Here is a 15,727-nt window from a genome sequence, read left to right as displayed (position 1 = left end):
CTGGAGCCTCAAGCCTGCTCGGTGCTGCCAATGAAGTTCGCCAGCTCGGCGGTCTGCGGATGAGCGAACAGCTGCTTGGGATCTCCCACTTCATGCACCTTGCCCTGGTGCATGAACACCAGCTTGTCGCCCACTTCCCGGGCAAAACGCATCTCATGGGTGACCATGATCAGGGTCATGCCGTCCCGGGCCAGCTGGCGCACCACGCTGAGCACTTCATTGACCAGTTCCGGGTCCAGGGCCGAGGTGATCTCATCGCACAACAGCACCTTGGGCGACATCGCCAGGGCTCGGGCAATGGCGACCCGCTGCTGCTGGCCGCCGGACAGTCGATCCGGAAACGCATCGAACTTCTCCGCCAGGCCAACCCGGGCCAGCATCTGTCGCGCCAGTTCGGCAGCCCGGGCCTTGGGCACCTTCTGCACCACTTGCGGGGCCAGCATCACGTTCTCGCCCACGGTCAGGTGAGGGAACAGGTTGAACTGCTGGAACACCATGCCGACCTTCTGTCGCAGGCTGCGCAGATCGGCGCGGGCAGCGTCCAGGTACTCGCCGTCGACCTCGATCACCCCGTCGTTGATCGACTCCAGGCCGTTGAGGGTGCGCAGCAGGGTGCTCTTGCCCGAGCCACTGCGACCGATGATTGCCACTACCTGGCCCTCCTCGATGCTGAGGTCGATGCCTTTGAGCACATGGTGCTCGCCGTAATATTTATGCAGGGCGGAGATTCTAAGCAGAGGCATGCAGTTTCCTTTCCAGGTAGCGCGCGCTGAGGGACAGGGGGTAGCAGAGCAGGAAGTAGCCGAGGGCCACCAGGCCGTAGACCATGAAGGGCTCGAAGGTGGCATTGGCCAACATGCCGCCGGTCTTGGTCAGCTCGGTGAAACCGATGATCGAGGTCACCGCGGTGCCTTTGACCACTTGCACCGAAAAACCCACGGTGGGCGCCACGGCGATACGCAGCGCTTGCGGCAGGATCACGTAGCGCAGCTGTTCATAGGGATTGAGCGCCAGGCTCGACGAGGCTTCCCACTGCCCGTGGGGGATCGACTCGACGCAACCGCGCCAGATCTCCGCCAGGTAGGCGCTGGTGAACAGGGTCAGGGCGATAGCGGCCGCCAGCCAGGGCGAGATATCCACACCCAGCAAGGCAATACCGAAGAACACTAGGAACAACTGCATCAACAGCGGTGTGCCCTGGAACAGTTCTATATAGGTGCGGGCGAAGGCGCGGGCAAAGGTCTTGTCGGAGATCCTCAGGGTCATGACCAGCAGGCCGATCAGGCCGCCACCGACAAAGGCCACCAGGGACAGCAACAGGGTCCACTGCAGGCCGCTGAGCAGGTTGCGCAGGATGTCCCAGAAGGTGAAGTCGCTCATCGGCCGCTCCTCAGGATGTAGCGTTGGCCGAACCAGTTCAGTAGTTGGCGGATCAGCAGGGCCATGCACAGGTAGATCAGTGTGGTCAGGGCGTAGGTTTCAAAAGCGCGGAAGTTGCGCGACTGGATGAAGTTGGCGGCGAAGCTCAGCTCCTCGGTGGCGATCTGCGAGCACACCGCCGAGCCCAGCATGACGATGATGATCTGGCTGCACAGGGCCGGCCAGACCTTGCCCAGGGCCGGCAGCAGCACCACGTGCCGAAAGGCTTCGAAGCGGCTCATGGCCAGGGCTGCGGCGGCTTCCAGCTGGCCCTTGGGAATGGCCTGGATACCGGCGCGGATGATTTCCGTGGAGTAGGCGCCGAGGTTGATCACCATCGCCAGCACCGCCGCCTGCCACTCGGAGATCTGCAGGCCCAGGGATGGCAGGCCGAAGAAGATGAAAAACAACTGCACCAGGAACGGCGTGTTGCGGATCAGCTCGACGTAGACGCCGAAGATCGCCGCCAGGGGCTGGATCTTCCAGGCCCGTACCAGGGCTCCGGCTATCCCCAGGCTGACCCCCAGCAGGGTGCCTATGGCGGTCAACTCCAGGGTGAACAGGGCGCCGCGTAGCAGCAGGCCGGTATTTTCCAGCACCGGCAGGAAGTCGAACTGATAAGCCATGCTCAAGCTCCGGGGCGCCGATCAGAGGTCAGCCGGCAGCGGCTCTTTGAGCCACAACTGGGAATTCTTCTCCAGGGCGCCGTCAGCCTTGGCGGCACTGAGGATCTGGTTGACCTTGTCCAGCAACTCCGGCTGGTTTTTGTTGACGCCGACGTAGACTGGGGAGTCCTTGAGCTTGATCTTCATCGCCGGGATGCGTTTCGGGTTGCGCTGGCTGATGGCGACCATCACCACGTTACCGCTGGCGATCAGGTCGACCTGGCCGGCGAGGTAGGCGGCGATGGTGGAGTTGTTGTCCTCGAAACGCTTGATGGTCGCGCCTTGTGGGGCCACGGCGCTCAGCTCGATGTCCTCGATGGCGCCTCGGGTGACGCTGATGGTCTTGCCCTTGAGGTCGTCAAGGCCGGCGATGGCCGCCTCGGGCGGGCCGAAGACGGCGAGGTAGAAGGGTGCGTAGGCCTTGGAGAAGTCGATGACCTTTTCCCGTTCCGGGTTCTTGCCGAGGCTGGAGATCACCAGATCCACCTTGCCGGTGGTGAGGAACGGAATGCGGTTGGTGCTGTTGACTGGGGTCAGCTCCAGCTTGACCTTGAGCTGCTCGGCCAGCAGGCGCGCGGTGTCGATATCCAGGCCACGGGGCTGCATGTCCGGGCCTACCGAGCCGAAGGGCGGGAAGTCCTGAGGCACGGCGACCTTGAGGGTGCCGCGGGCCACCACGTCGTCCAGGGCATTGGCCTGGGCTGGGGCCTGGGCCAGCAGCAGGCTGGCAAACAGGGCAGAGAGCAGGGCGCTACAGCGTTTGGTCATGGCGAATCTCCGCAAATCGTGGGAAGTGGTTTCTGTGTGGCGACAGAGCACAGGCCATGCCAACACGCGGAAAAGGCCCTGGAAATATGGGTTTTACTGGCTTTGGTCGGTCTTACTGGTCTGAACAGTTGTGTGTTTTTTCGCACTCGGATCGGGCATGGGGTCGTACCCTCGAACCCCCTTGGGGCACGACTTGCCGGGCTCGGCGAATAGCTTTACAAGGGAGCTTTTCCTGCACCGGCCAGCCTCAAGCCCATGAATTCGATTACCCGTGCCGTACCCGAAGTGGCGCTGCAAGCCATTCGCCAGTTGATCAGCGAGCAGGGCTTCGGCCCCGGTGATGCGCTGCCTTCGCAGCGGGATCTGGCGCTGCAGTTGGGGGTCAGTCGGGCGTCGCTGCGTGAGGCGCTGTCATCCTTGAGCGCGCTTGGGGTGATCAGTGTGCAGCCGGGCAAGGGGGTGTTCGTTCAGGCTCCCGAGGCAGCGGCAGCCGGTGCCGGCTTGAGTTGGCCGTTCGCCGCTCAGGCTTCGCCTGTGGATATCTTTCAGTTGCGCTATGCCCTGGAGGGGTTTGCCGCGGGGTTGGCGGCGGTGACCCTGACCGCCGATGAGCTGGATGCCCTGGAAGACAATGTCGAGGCCATGCGTCGCCAATTGCGTGTCGGGGATTTCGAGGCAGCGGCGCGGCTGGATTTCGAGTTCCACCAGAAGATCCTCCTGGCCAGTGGCAACCAGGCGATGTTGAGCATCCTCAGCACCAGCGCCGAGATCTTCCTGGAAAGTCAGAAACTACCGTTCATCCGACCCGAGCGGGCCATGGAGACGTGGCAGGAGCACCGCAAGATCCTCCGCGCCCTGGCCCGGCACGCTTCGGGGGCGGCACAAAAGGCCATGCAGGAGCATGTGCGCAATGCCGCTCTGCGCACTGGAATCGCCTTTGTCACCCCCACATCTTCGTGAGCTGAGCTATACCCAAACTCATGGGGCACCATAGTTATAGTTAATCATCTCCGGCTTCCTGAACGCGGGAAGGGCGGATATGATGGGCCACGTTTTTTTGCTTACAACCTGGAGAATTCCATGAGCAGCGATCTTATCAAACACGTCAGCGATGCCAGCTTCGAGGCCGACGTACTCAGAGCCGAAGGCGCTGTACTGGTCGACTACTGGGCTGAGTGGTGCGGCCCATGCAAAATGATCGCTCCGGTTCTGGACGAAATTGCTGAAACCTACAAGGGCAAACTGACCGTTGCCAAGCTGAACATCGACGAAAACTCGGAAACCCCGGCCAAGCATGGCGTGCGTGGTATCCCGACCCTGATGCTGTTCAAGAACGGCAACGTCGAAGCCACCAAGGTCGGCGCACTGTCCAAGTCGCAGTTGGCAGCGTTCCTCGACGCTAACATCTAAGCGTCGATTTTCAGTGTCCTGGAAAGGCCCCGCAAAACGCGGGGCTTTTTCGTAATTGAGGGCTAGACGCTCCGAAACTCAGGTGTTACATTCGGCCCCGCATTGGTTTCTCCAGTGCCCCCTGCAAGCCGTCGCCGACGCTCTCCTTTTCGAATAAGTACGCGATCCTGTCGCCTTCTCTGCGGCGCGGCCTCATTAAGCCAAAAGCTTAATTTCCCCCCTCTATAAATGATTACGTCATTCCTATATGAATCTGACTGAACTCAAGCAAAAGCCGATTACCGAACTGCTCGAATTGGCCGAACAGATGGGCATAGAAAATATGGCCCGTTCGCGCAAGCAGGACGTGATTTTCTCCCTGCTGAAAAAGCACGCGAAAAGCGGTGAGGAAATCTCCGGTGATGGCGTGCTGGAGATCCTCCAGGACGGCTTCGGCTTCCTCCGCTCCTCCGACGCCTCCTACCTGGCCGGTCCGGACGATATCTACGTCTCGCCAAGCCAGATCCGTCGCTTCAACTTGCGTACCGGTGACACCATCGTTGGCAAGATCCGCCCTCCGAAGGAAGGCGAGCGGTACTTCGCGCTGCTCAAGGTCGATACCATCAACTACGACCGTCCCGAGAACGCCAAGAACAAGATTCTGTTCGAGAACCTGACGCCGCTGTTCCCGACCGTGCGCATGAAGATGGAAGCCGGCAACGGTTCCACCGAAGACCTGACCGGTCGTGTCATCGACCTGTGCGCTCCGATCGGTAAAGGCCAGCGTGGTCTGATCGTTGCTCCGCCAAAGGCGGGCAAGACCATCATGCTGCAGAACATTGCTGCGAACATCACCCGCAACAACCCTGAAGTTCATCTGATCGTGTTGCTGATCGACGAGCGTCCGGAAGAAGTGACCGAGATGCAGCGCACTGTGCGCGGCGAAGTGGTTGCCTCCACCTTCGACGAGCCGCCAACCCGTCACGTGCAAGTGGCCGAGATGGTGATCGAGAAGGCCAAGCGCCTGGTCGAACACAAGAAGGATGTTGTGATCCTGCTGGACTCCATCACCCGTCTGGCCCGTGCCTACAACACCGTGATCCCGAGCTCCGGCAAGGTCCTGACCGGTGGTGTGGATGCCCACGCCCTGGAGAAACCGAAGCGTTTCTTCGGCGCCGCGCGGAACATCGAAGAAGGCGGCTCGTTGACCATCATCGCCACCGCGCTGGTTGAAACCGGCTCGAAGATGGACGAAGTGATCTACGAAGAGTTCAAGGGTACCGGCAACATGGAACTGCCCCTGGATCGCAAGATCGCTGAAAAGCGCGTCTTCCCGGCGATCAACATCAACCGCTCCGGCACCCGCCGTGAAGAGTTGCTGACGGCCGACGACGAGCTGCAGCGCATGTGGATCCTGCGCAAGCTTCTGCATCCTATGGATGAAGTCGCTGCCATCGAGTTCCTGGTCGACAAGCTGAAACAGACCAAGACCAACGATGAGTTCTTCCTGTCGATGAAGCGCAAGTAAATCGATCAGGCCAGCAAGAGCCGGGGAAACCCGGCTTTTTGCTATCTGACATTCTCTATTCTGAACCTGTGGGTTCGGCGCTAAACTGCCTGCCCCGAATGCCACGGCGAAAACGAGGCTCACGCATGCAGTATCGCGACTTGCGCGACTTTATCAGCGGCCTGGAACAGCGCTCCGAACTCAAGCGCATCCAGGTTCCGGTGTCCCCAGTGCTGGAAATGACCGAGGTCTGCGATCGCACCTTGCGTGCCAAAGGCCCGGCCCTGTTGTTTGAAAACCCCACCGGTTATGACATCCCCGTGCTCGGAAACCTGTTCGGCACGCCCGAGCGCGTGGCCCTGGGCATGGGCGCCGAAGCCGTTAGCGAGCTGCGCGAGATCGGCAAGCTGCTGGCCTTCCTCAAGGAGCCGGAGCCGCCCAAGGGCTTGAAGGATGCCTGGTCCAAGCTGCCGATCTTCCGCAAGATCATTTCCATGGCGCCCAAGGTGGTCAAGGATGCGGTCTGCCAGGAAGTGGTGATCGAAGGCGACGACGTCGACCTCGGCATGCTGCCGGTGCAGACCTGCTGGCCAGGCGACGTCGGTCCGCTGATCACTTGGGGCCTGACGGTGACCAAGGGGCCGAACAAGGACCGGCAAAACCTGGGCATCTATCGTCAGCAGGTAATCGGCCGCAACAAGGTGATCATGCGCTGGTTGAGCCATCGTGGCGGCGCCCTGGATTACCGCGAGTGGTGCGAGAAGCACCCGGGCCAGCCGTTCCCGGTGTCCGTGGCCCTGGGCGCGGACCCGGCAACTATCTTGGGCGCCGTGACCCCGGTGCCGGACAGCCTCTCCGAATACGCTTTCGCCGGCCTGCTGCGGGGCAACCGCACCGAACTGGTGAAGTGCCGTGGCAACGACCTGCAAGTCCCGGCCACCGCCGAAATCATCCTTGAAGGGGTGATCCATCCCGGCGAGATGGCCGACGAAGGCCCGTACGGCGACCACACGGGCTACTACAACGAAGTCGACAGCTTCCCGGTGTTCACCGTGGAGCGCATCACCCATCGCATCAAGCCGATCTATCACAGCACCTACACCGGCCGGCCGCCGGATGAGCCAGCGATTCTCGGCGTGGCGCTGAACGAAGTCTTCGTGCCGATCCTGCAGAAGCAGTTCCCGGAAATCACCGACTTCTACCTGCCGCCAGAAGGCTGCTCGTACCGCATGGCGGTGGTGACCATGAAGAAGCAGTACCCGGGCCACGCCAAGCGGGTAATGCTGGGTGTCTGGTCGTTTTTGCGACAGTTCATGTACACCAAGTTCGTTATCGTCACCGACGACGATATCAATGCCCGGGACTGGAACGACGTGATCTGGGCCATCACCACGCGCATGGACCCCAAGCGCGACACGGTGATGATCGACAACACCCCGATCGACTACCTCGACTTCGCCTCGCCGGTGTCCGGCCTGGGCTCGAAGATGGGGCTCGATGCCACCCACAAGTGGCCCGGAGAAACCACCCGAGAGTGGGGCCGGGTCATCGTCAAGGATGAGGCGGTCACCCGCCGGATCGATGCCATCTGGAATCAGTTAGGAATAGATTGATGCGTGTAACCTTGCAGCCCTCCGGAGCGGTGCTTGAGACGCTGCCCGGCGAGCGGATTCTCGATGCGGCGCGGCGCCTGGGATATGAATGCCCGCAGAGCTGCCGCAATGGCAACTGTCACGTGTGCGCGGCCCTGCTGGTGGAGGGCAGTGTGCAGCAAGCCGGCGATGTGCGTGATCATGGTGAGTTCTACACTTGCATTGCAGAGCCGCTGGAAGACTGCATTGTGCTGTGGGATGGCGTCCTTGCGCTGGGAGAGTTGCCGGTGCGCAGCTTGTCGTGTCAGCTCACTGAGTGCCTTGAAGTCGGCGGCGATGTCTGGCGGGTCAGGCTGCGAGCGCCGGCCGGCAAGCCACCCCGCTATCATGCGGGCCAGTACCTGATGCTGGAGCGGGATAACGGCGAGAAGTCGGCCTTCTCCCTGGCTTCAGCGCCCCATTGCGGGCGTGATCTGGAGCTGCATGTGCTGGTGCGCGAAAACAGTGCGCAGAGCTTGATGGAGCAGTTGCAGCGCAACCGCATGGCTCGGGTCGAATTGCCTTTCGGCGACACTCACCTGGCCGAGTTGCCGCAGGGCCCGCTGGTGCTGATCGCTGCCGGTACCGGTATGGCGCAGATGCACAGCCTGATCGAGCACTGCCGGGCCAAAGGCTTCAAGTATCCGGTGCACCTGTATTGGGGCGTACGCCGGCCGGAAGATTTCTATCAGTTGGAACACTGGGATGAGTGGCAGCAACTGCCCAATCTCTATCTGCACAAGGTGGTCAGCGACCTGTGCGGTTGGGAGGGGCGCTGCGGCATGCTGCATGAGGCGGTTTGCGAGGACATCACCGACCTGTCGTCGGTGCATGTCTACGCCAGCGGCTCGCCAGCCATGATCTACGCCACCCTGGACGCTCTGGTGAATGCCGGGATGGATGCCCATCAGATGCGTGCGGACGTGTTCGCCTACGCCCCGCGGCCCTGACTGCATCGGGTCCGTGCCCTTCGTTATAACTCTGTATATAGCCCATCGGTATTTATCTAATTAAATAAATGCCGGTAGGTTATATATAAGCCTTCAACTTGAGTGCTGCTCTAGTGGCACTTAACTTGCCTTGAAACTTATGTGTCTTGTAGTTACTGCCAAGCGTTCTATTAAGTAACTTCTTTTACGCGGGGAGCCGAACGCTATTCGCCATGACAGCCCTTGAATCCAGTTATCTGAATCTGGCTTACCCTCCGCGGCTCGATCTGGGGCCGCAGCTGACCCACGAACAACTTCTCAGCTCCATGCAGTCCACCATGGCCCGGCACAAGGGCGGCCCGGTCTGGCTGTTCGCCTACGGTTCATTGATCTGGCGCCCGGAGTGTTCGGCGGTCGAGCGCATGCGTGGCCGGGTGCATGGTTATCATCGCGGTCTGTACCTGTGGTCCCACGAACATCGCGGCACGCCTGAACTGCCGGGGCTGGTGTTTGGCCTGGATCGTGGCGGTTCCTGCAGCGGCTTCGCCTACCGGCTGCCGGAGGAGCATCTGGATGCCTCGTTGTATGCCCTGTGGCAGCGTGAAATGCCTTATCCCTCTTACCGTCCGCACTGGCTCAACTGCCGTCTCGAGGATGGCAGTCAGGTCCAGGCCTTGGGTTTTGTGCTGGAGCGGCACCTGCCCAGCTATGCCGGCAATCTGCCGGATCATGTACTGAGCCAGGTGTTCGAAAGCGCTTGCGGGCGTTATGGCACCACCCGCGATTATGTTGAACAGACCATTCAAGCCCTGCGCAGCCACGCCATGCCGGATCGCAACCTGGAGGCACGGCTCAAGCGCTGCAAGGGTGTTGTGGCCTATTGACGGAAGCTGGCCTCAGCGGACCTGCACCACGACTTTGCCCACCGCTTTGCGCTGACCCAGATCATCGATGGCCCGGGCGACTGCCGTCAGAGGATAAACCTGGGACACCAGCGGCTTGAGCTTGCCCGCGGCGAACCATTCGAACAACTGCTGGAAATTGGCCGCGTTGTCCTGAGGCTGGCGCTGAGCGAAGGAACCCCAGAACACCCCCACCACCGCCGCGCCCTTGAGCAGCGCCAGGTTCACCGGCAATTCGGGAATGCGTCCGCTGGCAAAGCCCACCACCAGCAAGCGGCCATTCCAGGCAATGGAGCGGATGGCCTGGTCGAACAGATCACCGCCCACCGGATCGTAGATCACGTCGGCGCCGTTGCCATCGGTCAGGCGCTTGATCTCGTCCTTCAGGTTGCTTTCGCTGTAGTTGATCAGCTCATCGGCACCGGCGGCCTTGGCCACGGCGAGCTTTTCTGCGCTGCTGGCGGCGGCGATCACCCGGGCGCCCATGGCCTTGCCGATTTCCACCGCCGCCAGCCCGACCCCGCCCGAGGCACCGAGCACCAGCAGGGTCTCACCGGGCTGCAGGTTGCCCCGTTGCTTGAGGGCGTGCATCGAGGTGCCGTAGGTCATGCTGAAGGCGGCAGCGGTGTTGAAGTCCATGGCGGCGGGAATCGGCAATACGTTGTAGCCCGGCACCGCCACCTGTTCGGCAAAACTGCCCCAGCCGGTCAGGGCCATGACCCGATCGCCGACCTTGAGATGGCTGACTTTCTCGCCCACTGCGCTGACCACGCCGGCCGCTTCGCCGCCCGGGGAGAAGGGGAAGGGTGGCTTGAACTGGTATTTGCCCTCGATGATCAGGGTGTCCGGAAAATTCACCCCTGCGGCATGCACGTCCAGCAGGACCTCGTTCTTCTTCGGCACGGGACTTGCGACCTCTTCCAGCACCAGCGTTTCGGCGGGGCCGAAGGCTTTGCACAGCACGGCTTTCATCAGGGCTATTCCTTTGGGAGTGGTGGCCGATAAGTGTAGGAGTGTGAATCAGGCGGTCAACGAGCATGCCCGGCCCTGATGGGCAGCCATAAGCTTGTGCTTGGGCTCAGGCGGGCGGGCCTTTATGCTAGGCCGCAAACCGGATTAAGGAGCGAATTGTGAAAGCGTGGATCATGTTGCTGCTGGCCCTCTCCCTGCCGATGGCAGCCGGGGCTGAAGAGGCTAAAGAAGGCGAAGCACCGAAAGTCAGTTACATCAGCCTGAGCCCGCCCTTTGTCGGTAACTACGGCCTGGATGGCGGCCCCAAGCTCAAGGTCTACAAGGCTGACGTGGCCCTGCGGGTGACCGGCGACGCTTCGGCCCAGGCGGTCAAGGCCAATGAGCCGCTGATCCGCAATCAGTTGGTGGCGCTGTTTGCCCAGCAGACCGTCGACACCATGAACAACGTCGAGGCCAAGGAAAAGCTGCGCCAGGAAGCCCTCAAGCAGGTGCAGCAAGTCATGAATGACGAAACCGGCAAGCCGGTGGTGGAAGACCTGTTGTTCAACAACCTGATCATCCAGTAACGCTCAGCTGTTGGAGCTGGCTGGCCAGCGAAGGCGCCCGAGAGGGCGACGTGGGGCTTGAGGGCCCTTTCGCCGGCCAGTCGGCTCCTACAGCGTGTGGCTCATGAGGCGAGGCTTTTGCGAAAGCGCGCCAGGGCAATGGCGAAGAACAGCAGACCGATCGTCGCCAGGGCAAGCAGGTCGGGCCAGACCACACTGACGCCCGCATCACGAAACAGGATCGCTGCGCTGAGGCTGACGAAGTGCGTTGATGGCGAGCCCTGCATCACCCATTGCAGCCATTGCGGCATGCTGTCCAGCGGTGTGCTGCCACCGGACAGTAGCAGCATCGGAATGATCACCGGGATCGCCAGCAGGCCGAACTGCGGGGTGGAGCGGGCCAGGGTGGCAAGGAAGATCCCCAGTGCGGTGCTGGCGAACAGATACAACGCGGTGACCATCAGGAACAGCCCCATCGAGCCCGCCAGCGGCACGCCCAGCACGCCTTTGACTATCACCTCCAGCGATATCCAGGTGCACAGCACCACCACCAGCATATTGCTCCAGATTTTCGCCAGCATGATCTCCAGGGCCGTCAGCGGCAGTACCAGCAAGTGGTCGAGGGTACCGTGCTCGCGCTCGCGCAGCAGCGCGGTTCCGGTGAGCACGATGGCCAGGATGGTGATGTTGTTGACGATCTGGATCACCGCCAGAAACCAGCCTCCCTCCAGGTTGGTATTGAACAGCGCGCGGGTGGTCAGCAGGGCCGGGGCCTTGCTCGCGGCATCCGCCTGGTTGGCATAGTTGAGCAACTCGCGCTGGAAGATTCGGCTAATGTAGCCGGCGCCCATGAACGCCTGGCTCATGGCGGTGGCGTCGACGTTGACCTGCACCGCCGGCTGACGGCCGGCCAGCAGGTCGCTCTGGAAGTTGGCAGGGATGTTGATCACGAAGGTGTACTGGCCGCTGTCCATCACCTTGTCCAGTTGGTCGTAGGGCAGGGCGACCGGGTTCTGGAACTCCGGCGGTTGCAGGGCCTCTGCCAATTGTCGTGACAGTGTGCTGTGGTCTTCATCCACCAGGGCCACGCTAGCGTTGTGTACGCCAATGACCGAGCCGGCTGCCGGCAGGTAGATGGCCACGGTGAAGGCGTAGAACAGGAACAACAGCAAGACACTGTCGTGACGCAGGCTGGTGAGCTCCTTCAGACCTAGGCGCAGGATATGGGCGAGCCTGTTCATCAGACCTCCTGCTTTTTCAACATGACCAGGCTAAGCCCGGTGAAACCGAGGAAGAACCCGATCAGTGCCAGGCACTGAGGCCACAGCTCCCGCAGGTCCAGGGCCTTGGTGAAGGTGCCGACGGCGATGTCGAGGAAGTGCCCGGCGGGGAACAACTGCCCCATGATCGCCGCCGAGCCTTCCAGGGACGAGCGCGGCACGATCAACCCGGAGAACTGGATGGTCGGCAGGCTGGTGATGATCATGGTGCCGAGGATCGCCGCGATCTGGGTGCGGGTGAAGGCCGAGATCAGCAGGCCCATGCTGGTGGTGGCCAGCACGTAGAGGACGCCGCCCAGGGCCAGGGTCAGGCCGCTGCCCTTGAAGGGTACGCCGAACAGCCAGCGGTTCATGGCCACCAGCAATCCCAGGTTGATCAGGCTCACGGCCAGGTAGGGCGCCTGCTTGCCCAGGAGGAACTCCAGGCGGGTCAGGGGCGTGGCATAGAAGTTGGTGATCGAGCCCAGTTCCTTCTCGCGAACGATGCCCAGGGCGGTGAGCATGGCCGGAATGAACGCCAGGATCAGCGCCATGACCCCGGGCCCGATGGCGTTGACGCTGACCACGTCCTGGTTGTAGCGAAAGCGTGTTTCCAGCTTGGCGGCGGATCTTGTGTTCAGTGCCGGGCTGCTGTGTTCGGCCAGGAGTTCGAGGTTGGCCTGGTGTACCGCCTCGACATAGTTGCGGCTGGTTTCCGCGCGAAACGGCATGCCGCCGTCCAGCCAGGCGGCCACTGTCGGCTGGCGCCCGGCATACAGGTCGCGGCCGAAGCCGGGCGGGATTTCCAGGGCCAGCTTGATCTCCGAGCGCTGCAGGCGCCGATGCAGTTCGGCGGAGCTGCGGATGGTGGGTTTTTCCTCGAAGTAGCGTGAGCTGCGAAAAGCCTCCAGATAGGCGCGGCTTTGCGGCGTCTGATCCTGGTCGTAGACGGCGAAGGCGAGCTTTTCCACATCCAGGGAAATGCCGTAGCCAAAGATCACCATCATGAAGATCGCCCCCAGCAGGGCAAAGCCCAAGCGCACCTTGTCCCGCAATAGCTCCTTGCCTTCCCGGGTGGCCACCGCCAGCAGCCGGGCCAGGCTCAGGCCCGAGCGCGGAGGCGCGATGGCGTGGCTGGCGGCAGCCGCCGGAGGAGGTGGCGCTGCATCCGCGGCTCCTTGGGCTTCTTCCAGGCAGCGGACGAAGGCGGCTTCCAGGGTGTCGCCGGAAAACTGCTGTTGCAGCGCCGCTGGTGTGTCACAGGCCAGTACCTTGCCGGCGTGCATCAACGAAATGCGGTCGCAGCGCTGGGCTTCGTTCATGAAATGAGTGGACAGGAAGATGGTCACGCCCTGTTCCCGGGACAGTTCGATCAGCAGTCGCCAGAAATCGTCACGGGCTGCCGGATCAACCCCTGAGGTGGGTTCGTCGAGGATCAGCACTTCCGGGCGGTGCAGCACCGCCACGGCCAGGGACAGGCGCTGGCGCAGACCCAGGGGCAGGGCGCCGGATTGCTGCTCGGCGATTGCGCCCAGGTCGAAGCGCTGGATCAGTTCCTCGATGCGTGGGCCGCTCTCGGCTTTCGGCAGGTCGAACAGGCGGGCATGCAGCTCCAGGTTCTGGCGCACGCTGAGTTCGCCGTACAGGGAAAAGCTCTGGGACATGAAGCCGACCCGTTTGCGGGTGGCCAGGTCCTTGGCGTCCACCGGATTGCCCAGCAGCTTGGCGCTGCCTTCAGTGGCGGGCATCAGCCCGGTGAGGACTTTCATGGTGGTGGTCTTGCCGCAGCCGTTGGAGCCGAGGAAGCCGAAGATTTCCCCGCGACCGATGGCGAAGCTGACTTTGTTGACGGCGGTGAAGTCGCCGAAGCGCAGGGTCAGCTCGTGGGCCTCGATGGCGATGTCCTGATTACTGCCAGAACGTGGCGGGATCACCAGTGGCTGATTGTCATGGCCGCTGTCGCCCTGGTAGTGAGTGAAGGCATCGTCCAGCTTGCCGCTGCCCGTTACCTGCGCCAGCTCCCGGCTCAGGCCCTGGGCGATCAACTTGCCCTGGTCGAGCATCAGGCAATGCTCGAACTGTTCGGCTTCTTCCATGTAGGCGGTGGCCACCAACAGGGTCAGTTGTGGTCGTTGCTGGCGTACATCCTCCACCAGTTCCCAGAAGCGTCGGCGGGAAAGCGGGTCGACCCCGGTGGTGGGTTCGTCAAGGATCAACAGATCCGGTTCGTGGATCAGCGCGCAGCACAGGCCGAGTTTCTGCTTCATCCCACCGGACAGCTTGCCCGCCGGGCGTTCGGCAAAGCGCAGCAGGTCGGTGGCCAGCAACAGACTGTGCATGCGCTGGTCGCATTCGTCACGTGGCAGGCCGAACAGGGTGGCGAAGAAGCGGATGTTCTCGCTAATGGACAGGTCGGGATACAGGTTGCCCCCCAGGCCCTGAGGCATGAAGGCGATGCGCGGGTATAGGCTTCTGCGGTGGCGGCGCTGGGAGATGGCTCCGCCGAGTACCTCGAGCTCGCCTTGCTGAAGCTTCTTGACCCCGGCAATCAGCCCGAGAAGGCTCGACTTGCCGGCACCGTCAGGACCGATCAGGCCGCAGCGTGTGCCTGCCGGCAGGCTGAAACTGATGTCGATCAGAGCCTGCTGGGCACCGTAGCGATGGCTGATGCCGGTGGCGTGCAGCGCCAGGGCATTCATTGCAGGTTAGCCGGCCAGTCCACGGTGGCTGTGCGCACATAACCGGCACCGGGCATCCCCGGTTTGGCCTGGGGCACGGCGGCGGGTTGAGTCAGGCGCACCTTGACCCGGAATACCAGTTTCTGGCGTTCGTCACGGGTTTCCACTTCTTTGGGGGTGAATTGCGACTTGGCCGCGACGAAGCTGATCTTTGCCGGCAGTGGCTGGTTGGGCAGGGCGTCGAGAACAATCCGCGATTCATCGCCCACCGTCAGGCGCCCGGTGACCGAGGCTGGCAAGTAGAGGTTCATGTATTGGTCATTGGGATCGATCAGCAGCAGTACTCGGCCGCCGGCACCCAGGACTTCGCCAGGCTCGGCCAGACGCAGTTGGATGATGCCGTCGATGGGGGCTCGCAGGCTGCTGTCGTCGATTTCGCTGGTGAGCTGCGCAACCTGGGCCAGGGCGGCGCCGATAGCGGCCTTGACCGCCGCAACCTGGGCCTGGGCCGCCAGCACGGCGGCATTGCCGGTGTTCAGCCGTGCCTGTTGCTGATCGATGATCTGCTGGCTGGCGAAGCCGCGCCTGAACAGTTCCTGGGAACGCTTGAGTTCCTGATTGGCCAGGAGCAATTCGCTCTGGCGCAGTTGCACGTTGGCTTCTGCGGCGGAGAGGTTTTCCCGGGCGCGCAGCACTTCGGCTTCGGCCTGGCTGCGCTGGGCTTCCAGGGTGCGGGTATCCATCCGGGCCAGCAGTTGGCCCTGGAGCACTTTGTCGCCTTCATTGACCCGCACTTCCGCCAGGCGTCCGGGAATCTTGCTGGCGATCTGCACCTCAGTGGCTTCGAGACGGCCATTGCCCATGCTCAGCCCTTCCGGCAGACGATCCTGGAGGGATTTCCAGTAACCGAAGCCACCAGCGGCGAGCAACAGAATCAAGAGGGAGACAGCGAAAAGGCGGGAAGAACGGTGGTTCGTCGACATGTGTTCTGCGTCCTGCGGCTATAGCGTCCTAGTCTGACGTATCAAGGCTTTTACCCGCTTGATGCTCGTCAAATGAAAGG

General features: G+C 62.2%; 15 protein-coding genes. 7 read left to right on the top strand and 8 right to left on the bottom strand.

Annotation, left to right across the window (positions count from 1 at the left end):
- Window positions 1-8: 8 nt before the first annotated feature.
- Genes PQT43_RS18405 through PQT43_RS18390 form a run of 4 tightly spaced genes read right to left on the bottom strand, consistent with a single transcriptional unit; the run spans window position 9 to window position 2,852 of the window.
- Window positions 9-743, bottom strand: coding sequence for an amino acid ABC transporter ATP-binding protein (locus tag PQT43_RS18405; RefSeq protein ID WP_102862201.1), 735 nt, complete (start codon window positions 741-743; stop codon window positions 9-11).
- On the bottom strand, window positions 730-1,380 hold the full coding sequence (locus tag PQT43_RS18400; RefSeq protein WP_102881244.1) for an amino acid ABC transporter permease: 651 nt from the start codon (window positions 1,378-1,380) through the stop codon (window positions 730-732). Before PQT43_RS18400 ends, PQT43_RS18405 begins: the two co-directional genes overlap by 14 nt.
- On the bottom strand, window positions 1,377-2,045 hold the full coding sequence (locus PQT43_RS18395) for an amino acid ABC transporter permease (RefSeq protein ID WP_110594253.1): 669 nt from the start codon (window positions 2,043-2,045) through the stop codon (window positions 1,377-1,379). Before PQT43_RS18395 ends, PQT43_RS18400 begins: the two co-directional genes overlap by 4 nt.
- Window positions 2,046-2,066: 21 nt before the next feature.
- Window positions 2,067-2,852 (bottom strand): transporter substrate-binding domain-containing protein, encoded by a 786-nt coding sequence (locus tag PQT43_RS18390; protein WP_102862198.1) that lies wholly within the window; start codon window positions 2,850-2,852, stop codon window positions 2,067-2,069.
- Between the two features lie 255 nt (window positions 2,853-3,107).
- Between PQT43_RS18390 and PQT43_RS18385 the strand changes: the two genes are divergently transcribed.
- From PQT43_RS18385 to PQT43_RS18360, 6 genes are all read left to right on the top strand, one after another.
- A complete protein-coding gene (locus PQT43_RS18385) occupies window positions 3,108-3,812 on the top strand; it encodes a FadR/GntR family transcriptional regulator (protein ID WP_110652930.1) in 705 nt (234 codons plus the stop codon).
- 120 nt (window positions 3,813-3,932) lie between these two features.
- Window positions 3,933-4,262 carry a thioredoxin TrxA gene (gene trxA, locus PQT43_RS18380; protein WP_102881241.1) on the top strand — a complete coding sequence of 110 codons (330 nt, stop codon included), beginning with the start codon at window positions 3,933-3,935 and terminating at the stop codon, window positions 4,260-4,262.
- A gap of 247 nt (window positions 4,263-4,509) precedes the next feature.
- The gene (gene rho, locus PQT43_RS18375; RefSeq protein WP_017125454.1) at window positions 4,510-5,769 is read left to right on the top strand and encodes a transcription termination factor Rho; all 1,260 of its coding nucleotides are present in this window, start codon (window positions 4,510-4,512) and stop codon (window positions 5,767-5,769) included.
- 125 nt (window positions 5,770-5,894) lie between these two features.
- Window positions 5,895-7,361 carry a 4-hydroxy-3-polyprenylbenzoate decarboxylase gene (gene ubiD, locus PQT43_RS18370; RefSeq protein WP_011064155.1) on the top strand — a complete coding sequence of 489 codons (1,467 nt, stop codon included), beginning with the start codon at window positions 5,895-5,897 and terminating at the stop codon, window positions 7,359-7,361.
- A complete protein-coding gene (locus PQT43_RS18365; protein ID WP_102862196.1) occupies window positions 7,361-8,329 on the top strand; it encodes a CDP-6-deoxy-delta-3,4-glucoseen reductase in 969 nt (322 codons plus the stop codon). The genes ubiD and PQT43_RS18365 overlap by 1 nt, the downstream gene beginning before the upstream one ends.
- 212 nt (window positions 8,330-8,541) lie before the next feature.
- Window positions 8,542-9,192: a gamma-glutamylcyclotransferase gene (locus PQT43_RS18360; RefSeq protein WP_102881240.1), complete on the top strand. Its 651-nt coding sequence runs from the start codon at window positions 8,542-8,544 to the stop codon at window positions 9,190-9,192.
- Window positions 9,193-9,204: 12 nt separating this feature from the next.
- Here the strand turns inward: PQT43_RS18360 and PQT43_RS18355 are convergent, their stop codons facing one another.
- The gene (locus PQT43_RS18355) at window positions 9,205-10,182 is read right to left on the bottom strand and encodes an NADPH:quinone oxidoreductase family protein (protein WP_272754405.1); all 978 of its coding nucleotides are present in this window, start codon (window positions 10,180-10,182) and stop codon (window positions 9,205-9,207) included.
- A gap of 158 nt (window positions 10,183-10,340) precedes the next feature.
- On the opposite strand from PQT43_RS18355, the gene PQT43_RS18350 reads away from it, so the two are divergent.
- Window positions 10,341-10,748 (top strand): flagellar basal body-associated protein FliL, encoded by a 408-nt coding sequence (locus PQT43_RS18350; protein ID WP_102862193.1) that lies wholly within the window; start codon window positions 10,341-10,343, stop codon window positions 10,746-10,748.
- 101 nt (window positions 10,749-10,849) lie between these two features.
- Here the strand turns inward: PQT43_RS18350 and PQT43_RS18345 are convergent, their stop codons facing one another.
- From PQT43_RS18345 to PQT43_RS18335, 3 genes are read right to left on the bottom strand one after another with little or no spacing between them, the layout of a single operon-like run.
- On the bottom strand, window positions 10,850-11,968 hold the full coding sequence (locus tag PQT43_RS18345) for an ABC transporter permease (protein WP_272754404.1): 1,119 nt from the start codon (window positions 11,966-11,968) through the stop codon (window positions 10,850-10,852).
- Window positions 11,968-14,685, bottom strand: coding sequence for a ribosome-associated ATPase/putative transporter RbbA (gene rbbA, locus PQT43_RS18340; RefSeq protein WP_123390014.1), 2,718 nt, complete (start codon window positions 14,683-14,685; stop codon window positions 11,968-11,970). The genes PQT43_RS18345 and rbbA overlap by 1 nt, the downstream gene beginning before the upstream one ends.
- On the bottom strand, window positions 14,682-15,647 hold the full coding sequence (locus PQT43_RS18335; RefSeq protein ID WP_102862190.1) for an HlyD family secretion protein: 966 nt from the start codon (window positions 15,645-15,647) through the stop codon (window positions 14,682-14,684). Before PQT43_RS18335 ends, rbbA begins: the two co-directional genes overlap by 4 nt.
- Window positions 15,648-15,727 lie beyond the last annotated feature (80 nt).

The sequence above is a fragment of the Pseudomonas sp. BLCC-B112 genome (genome assembly GCF_028550695.1).
Classification (GTDB): Bacteria; Pseudomonadota; Gammaproteobacteria; order Pseudomonadales; family Pseudomonadaceae; genus Aquipseudomonas; species Aquipseudomonas danubii.
Note: the sequence above shows the minus strand (reverse complement) of the source record. Positions and strands in the feature narration are given on the sequence as shown.

Excerpts from the sequence above, each read along its gene's own strand:
- PQT43_RS18405 (WP_102862201.1), bottom strand. The coding sequence starts at position 743 with ATGCCTCTGCTTAGAATCTCCGCCCTGCATAAATATTACGGCGAGCAC.
- PQT43_RS18400 (WP_102881244.1), bottom strand. The coding sequence starts at position 1,380 with ATGAGCGACTTCACCTTCTGGGACATCCTGCGCAACCTGCTCAGCGGC.
- PQT43_RS18395 (WP_110594253.1), bottom strand. The coding sequence starts at position 2,045 with ATGGCTTATCAGTTCGACTTCCTGCCGGTGCTGGAAAATACCGGCCTG.
- PQT43_RS18390 (WP_102862198.1), bottom strand. The coding sequence starts at position 2,852 with ATGACCAAACGCTGTAGCGCCCTGCTCTCTGCCCTGTTTGCCAGCCTG.
- PQT43_RS18385 (WP_110652930.1), top strand. The coding sequence starts at position 3,108 with ATGAATTCGATTACCCGTGCCGTACCCGAAGTGGCGCTGCAAGCCATT.
- trxA (WP_102881241.1), top strand. The coding sequence starts at position 3,933 with ATGAGCAGCGATCTTATCAAACACGTCAGCGATGCCAGCTTCGAGGCC.
- rho (WP_017125454.1), top strand. The coding sequence starts at position 4,510 with ATGAATCTGACTGAACTCAAGCAAAAGCCGATTACCGAACTGCTCGAA.
- ubiD (WP_011064155.1), top strand. The coding sequence starts at position 5,895 with ATGCAGTATCGCGACTTGCGCGACTTTATCAGCGGCCTGGAACAGCGC.
- PQT43_RS18365 (WP_102862196.1), top strand. The coding sequence starts at position 7,361 with ATGCGTGTAACCTTGCAGCCCTCCGGAGCGGTGCTTGAGACGCTGCCC.
- PQT43_RS18360 (WP_102881240.1), top strand. The coding sequence starts at position 8,542 with ATGACAGCCCTTGAATCCAGTTATCTGAATCTGGCTTACCCTCCGCGG.
- PQT43_RS18355 (WP_272754405.1), bottom strand. The coding sequence starts at position 10,182 with ATGAAAGCCGTGCTGTGCAAAGCCTTCGGCCCCGCCGAAACGCTGGTG.
- PQT43_RS18345 (WP_272754404.1), bottom strand. The coding sequence starts at position 11,968 with ATGAACAGGCTCGCCCATATCCTGCGCCTAGGTCTGAAGGAGCTCACC.
- rbbA (WP_123390014.1), bottom strand. The coding sequence starts at position 14,685 with ATGAATGCCCTGGCGCTGCACGCCACCGGCATCAGCCATCGCTACGGT.
- PQT43_RS18335 (WP_102862190.1), bottom strand. The coding sequence starts at position 15,647 with ATGTCGACGAACCACCGTTCTTCCCGCCTTTTCGCTGTCTCCCTCTTG.